This is a genomic window from Pseudomonas sp. NPDC086112 (assembly GCF_044746425.1).
In the GTDB taxonomy this organism is placed as follows: domain Bacteria; phylum Pseudomonadota; class Gammaproteobacteria; order Pseudomonadales; family Pseudomonadaceae; genus Aquipseudomonas.
The window spans coordinates 1-4,937 of sequence record NZ_JBIVCD010000032.1 but is presented as its reverse complement, the minus strand read 5'-3'; the positions used below and the strand labels follow the sequence as shown (position 1 = coordinate 4,937).

The 4,937-nt window shown below is 61.0% G+C and carries 4 protein-coding genes; all 4 read left to right on the top strand.

The features are described from left to right. Window positions 1–14 precede the first annotated feature (14 nt). Entirely contained in the window at window positions 15–1,328 is a 1,314-nt protein-coding gene (accC, locus tag ACIPLA_RS20270; RefSeq protein WP_401175501.1) for an acetyl-CoA carboxylase biotin carboxylase subunit, read from the top strand. Between the two features lie 256 nt (window positions 1,329–1,584). Then, window positions 1,585–2,463: a 50S ribosomal protein L11 methyltransferase gene (prmA, locus tag ACIPLA_RS20265; protein ID WP_192345855.1), complete on the top strand. Its 879-nt coding sequence runs from the start codon at window positions 1,585–1,587 to the stop codon at window positions 2,461–2,463. Window positions 2,464–2,493: 30 nt separating this feature from the next. Continuing rightward, entirely contained in the window at window positions 2,494–3,714 is a 1,221-nt protein-coding gene (locus tag ACIPLA_RS20260) for a DUF3426 domain-containing protein (protein WP_401175416.1), read from the top strand. A 184-nt stretch (window positions 3,715–3,898) separates the two neighbouring features. Then, window positions 3,899–4,909: a tRNA dihydrouridine synthase DusB gene (gene dusB, locus ACIPLA_RS20255; RefSeq protein WP_007907421.1), complete on the top strand. Its 1,011-nt coding sequence runs from the start codon at window positions 3,899–3,901 to the stop codon at window positions 4,907–4,909. The last annotated feature ends 28 nt before the right edge of the window (window positions 4,910–4,937 follow it).

Here is a 4,937-nt window from a genome sequence, read left to right as displayed (position 1 = left end):
CAAAAAGCTGTGAGATCTCCCTGCGGATTATGCGTGCAAGCAAAGAGATGGGCATCAAGACTGTCGCCGTTTACTCCAAGGCCGACAAAGAGCTGATGCACCTGGGCCTGGCAGACGAATCCGTCTGCATCGGCCCGGCCTCGGCCGCGCACTCTTACCTGCACATTCCGGCCATCATCGCCGCCGCTGAAGTGACTGGCGCTACCGCCATCCACCCAGGCTACGGTTTCCTTGCGGAAAACGCTGACTTTGCCGAACAGGTCGAGAACTCCGGCTTTGCGTTCATTGGCCCGAAAGCCGAAACCATTCGCCTGATGGGCGACAAGGTATCGGCCAAGCACGCCATGATCGCCGCCGGCGTGCCGACCGTTCCGGGTTCCGACGGCCCGCTGCCGGAAGACGAAGAAACCGCTCTGGGCATCGGCCGCGAAGTCGGCTATCCAGTGATCATCAAAGCCGCTGGCGGCGGCGGTGGTCGTGGTATGCGCGTGGTGCACAAAGAGGAAGACCTGATCTCCTCGGCGAAACTGACCCGCTCCGAAGCGGGCGCAGCGTTCGGCAACCCGATGGTCTACCTGGAAAAATTCCTGACCAACCCACGTCACGTGGAAGTTCAGGTACTTTCCGACGGCCAGGGCCACGCCATCCATCTGGGTGACCGCGATTGCTCGCTGCAACGTCGCCACCAGAAGGTTCTCGAAGAAGCGCCGGCACCGGGCATCGACGAGAAAGCACGCGCTGAAGTCCTCGCTCGCTGCGTCAAGGCTTGCATCGACATCGGCTACCGTGGCGCCGGCACTTTCGAGTTCCTGTACGAGAACGGCCACTTCTACTTCATCGAGATGAACACTCGTGTCCAGGTAGAGCACCCGGTATCGGAAATGGTCACCGGCATCGACATCGTCAAGGAGATGCTCAGCATCGCCGCTGGCAACAAGCTGTCGTACACCCAGGATGACGTCGTTATCCGCGGTCACGCGCTGGAATGCCGGATCAACGCCGAAGACCCGAAAACCTTCATGCCTAGCCCCGGCACGGTCAAGCATTTCCACGCCCCAGGCGGCAACGGCGTTCGCGTCGATTCACACCTGTACAGTGGCTATGCCGTTCCGCCGAACTACGATTCGTTGATCGGTAAGCTGATCACCTACGGCGCCACCCGTGACGAAGCCATGGCGCGCATGCGCAATGCGCTGGACGAAATCGTGGTCGACGGGATCAAGACCAACATCCCGCTGCACCGCGACCTGGTCCGCGATGCTGGCTTCTGCGAAGGCGGAGTCAACATCCACTACCTGGAACACAAGCTGGCTGGCGAAAAGCATTAAGCTGTGATCCATACCAACAAAGCCGCTTTCGAGCGGCTTTGTTGTTTCTATGCTCTTTGTAGGAGCGAGGCTTGCCCGCGAACCAGACGCCGCGGTGCTTCAGACTTACCGCGTCATCGTTCTTCGCGGGCAAGCCTCGCTCCTACGAAGAGCACGCATGTGTCGGCCTTGTCGTCTTCTGCCTCGCGCTCGCGTAAACTTGCGCGCTTCTCGCAGCCCGCTAGGCTGCAATCTATATTTTTCAAAGGTGCCCGCCATGCCTTGGCTGCAAGTCCGTCTCGCCATCAGCCCAGAACAAGCCGAAACCTACGAAGACGCTTTCCTTGAAGTGGGCGCCGTGTCGGTGACTTTCATGGACGCCGAGGATCAGCCGATTTTCGAGCCGGAACTCAACACCACCCCGCTGTGGTCGCACACTCACTTGTTGGCCTTGTTCGAAGGCGGCACCGAAGCCGCCAGCGTACTGGCCCACCTCGAGTTGCTGACCGGCAGCCCGCTGCCCGAGCATCACAGCGAAGTGATCGAAGACCAGGATTGGGAACGCAGCTGGATGGACGGTTTCCAGCCGATGCGCTTCGGTCAGCGCCTGTGGATCGTCCCGAGCTGGCACGCCGCGCCGGAGCCGGACGCAGTAAACCTGCTGCTGGACCCGGGCCTGGCGTTCGGCACCGGCACTCACCCGACCACCGCGCTGTGCTTGGAATGGCTCGACGGTCAGGACCTGAAGGGTTGCAACGTGCTCGACTTCGGTTGCGGTTCGGGGATTCTGGCGATTGCCGCCCTGTTACTGGGCGCCAAGCAAGCCGTCGGCACCGACATCGACGTGCAGGCGCTGGAAGCCTCACGCGACAACGCCGGGCGCAACAACATTGCTGACGAACTCTTCCCGCTGTATTTGCCGCAAGACCTGCCACAGGTTCAGGCCGACGTGCTGGTGGCCAACATTCTTGCCGGCCCGCTGGTTTCGCTGGCGCCGCAGCTGTCCAGCCTGGTCAAGCAGGGTGGTCGTTTGGCGCTTTCAGGCATCCTCGCCGAACAAGGTGAAGAAGTCGCCGCGGCCTACGCTCAGGACTTCGATCTGGACCCGATTGCCAATCGCGACGGCTGGGTACGCATTACTGGCCGTCGGCGCTAGAATGAGCGCCTGCATAAACCGGATTACCGCATGACCGACAGCTTCGTCACCCAGTGCCCGCATTGCCAAACCAGCTTCCGCGTCAGCCATGCTCAGTTGAGCGTGGCCCGTGGAGTGGTTCGTTGCGGCTCGTGTTTGCAGGTGTTCAACGCCGCCAAGCAGTTACTCGAGCAGCGGGCCGGCAAGGAAACGGTCAAACCGGTTGCACCGGCGCCCGTCGAACCGCCCGTGCAGCGAGCCATCAGCCAAAAACAATGGACGGCTGCAGAAATGGATCTGGACAGCCTGGATCTGGACGAAGAGCTCGCCCGGCTTGAACAGCGGGAAATCCAGCCAACAACGGAATTCACTCGCCCCCGCGAAGACAGCCTCAGCGCTCGCCGCGATACCACCGAGCACGACCAGGAGCCCTGGTCCGACAGCCTCTTCAGTGAATCGGCCGCCGATCGTGCAAAAACCGCCGACGCGCCCACGCCAGAACCGACGATCGAGCCGAGCAAACACTCGCGCACCGAGCCTTCGCTGTCGCTGGAACCCGCGGATCTGGACGACGAACCCGAGATCCAACAGCTGCGCCTGCACGACCCGCTCGACGCCCCGATCCCCTTTGGCAGCCTGTCGGCGACTCCCGATGAAGTCGACGACGACCTGCCCTCGGTCGAACCCCTGCGCAAGCGACGCGAACGCAGCGAACCGGCGCTGCGCGCGGAAGTATTGGAGGATCTGACCGACGATCCGTTGCAACTGGACTGGCAAAAACGTCGCTCCCCCTGGGGCCGGCGCTTTTTCTGGCTGCTGCTGATCCTGCTCGGCGCCGCCGGCCTCGCCGGTCAATACGTCGCCTACCACTTTGACGAACTGGCACGCCAGGACCAGTACCGTCCGTGGTTCCAGCAACTGTGCCCGCAGATCGGCTGCACCGTGCCGTCCAAGGTCGACATCGCAAAAGTCAAAAGCAGCAACCTGGTGGTCCGCAGCCACCCGGACTTCAACGGCGCGCTGGTGGTCGATGCCATCATCTACAATCGTGCGCCCTTCTCTCAGCCCTTCCCGCTGCTGGAGTTGCGTTTTGCCGACCTCAACGGCCACCTGATCGCCAGCCGTCGCTTCAAGCCCGGCGAGTACCTCAACGGCGATCTCGAAGGCATGGCGGAAATGCCGCCGCAAACGCCGATCCATATCGCGCTGGACATTCTCGATCCAGGCCCCAAAGCGGTGAACTACAGCCTGAGCTTCCATTCTCCCGAGTGAAACGCTCGAGTGTTACAGGCTTGACGACGGTTTTCTGACTTTGACGTTCAAACCAAACCGCTGGCGATAACGAATTAACTGTTCAGATTTTATCCAATTCAGCCTTTATCCAGTCATCGAGAGCGGGTATCATGCCAACCCTTTTTCGAACTCTCATGATCCGGCCCCACAACAGGGAAGTCCTATGTCGGCGGTACGCATCGGTCCATATACATTGCACAACGGCTTGATTCTCGCCCCCATGGCGGGTGTCACCGATCAGCCCTTTCGTCAGCTGTGCAAGCGACTGGGCGCGGGCCTTGTAGTCTCGGAAATGGTCACCAGCGACATGAGCTTGTGGAACACCCGCAAATCGCGGATGCGCATGATCCACGAAGGCGATCCCGAGCCTCGCTCGGTACAGATCGCCGGCGGAGATGCGCAGATGCTGGCGGATGCAGCCCGGGCCAACGTCGAACTGGGCGCACAGATTATTGATATCAACATGGGCTGTCCGGCGAAAAAGGTCTGCAACAAGGCCGCCGGTTCCGCCCTGTTGAAAGATGAAGCATTGGTGACCGAGATCCTGCAGGCCGTAGTGGCCGCGGTCGATGTGCCGGTTACCCTGAAGATCCGCACCGGCTGGGACCGGGCGAACAAGAACGGCCTGACCGTGGCGAAAATCGCCGAACAGGCAGGCATTACGGCGTTGGCGGTGCATGGCCGTACCCGAGCAGATCTGTACACCGGTGAAGCCGAGTACGACACCATTGCCGCGATCAAGCAGGCGGTGTCGATTCCGGTCTTCGCCAATGGCGATATCGATTCGCCCGAGAAGGCCCGGTACGTGCTCGACGCGACCGGTGCCGATGGCCTGTTGGTAGGTCGGGCTGCCCAGGGGCAGCCATGGATTTTTCGTGAAATCGACCATTATCTGCGTACCGGCGAAAAACTCCCGGCACCGGAACTGATCGAGGTGGAACGTATTCTGCTTGAGCATCTGGCTGCGCTGCATGCCTTCTATGGCGACGTCATGGGCGTGCGCATAGCTCGCAAGCATGTGGGCTGGTATCTCGCAACCTTGCCGGGCGCCAGGGAGTTCCGCGCCCACTTCAATCGTTTGGAAGATACGGAAGCACAATGCGCCTACGTTCGGGCCTTCTTCGCCGAACGTTACAAGAGCCTGACAGGGGACGGAGAAGGGGTGGCCGCATGACGATGATGACCGAGACTTTAGTGAGTGG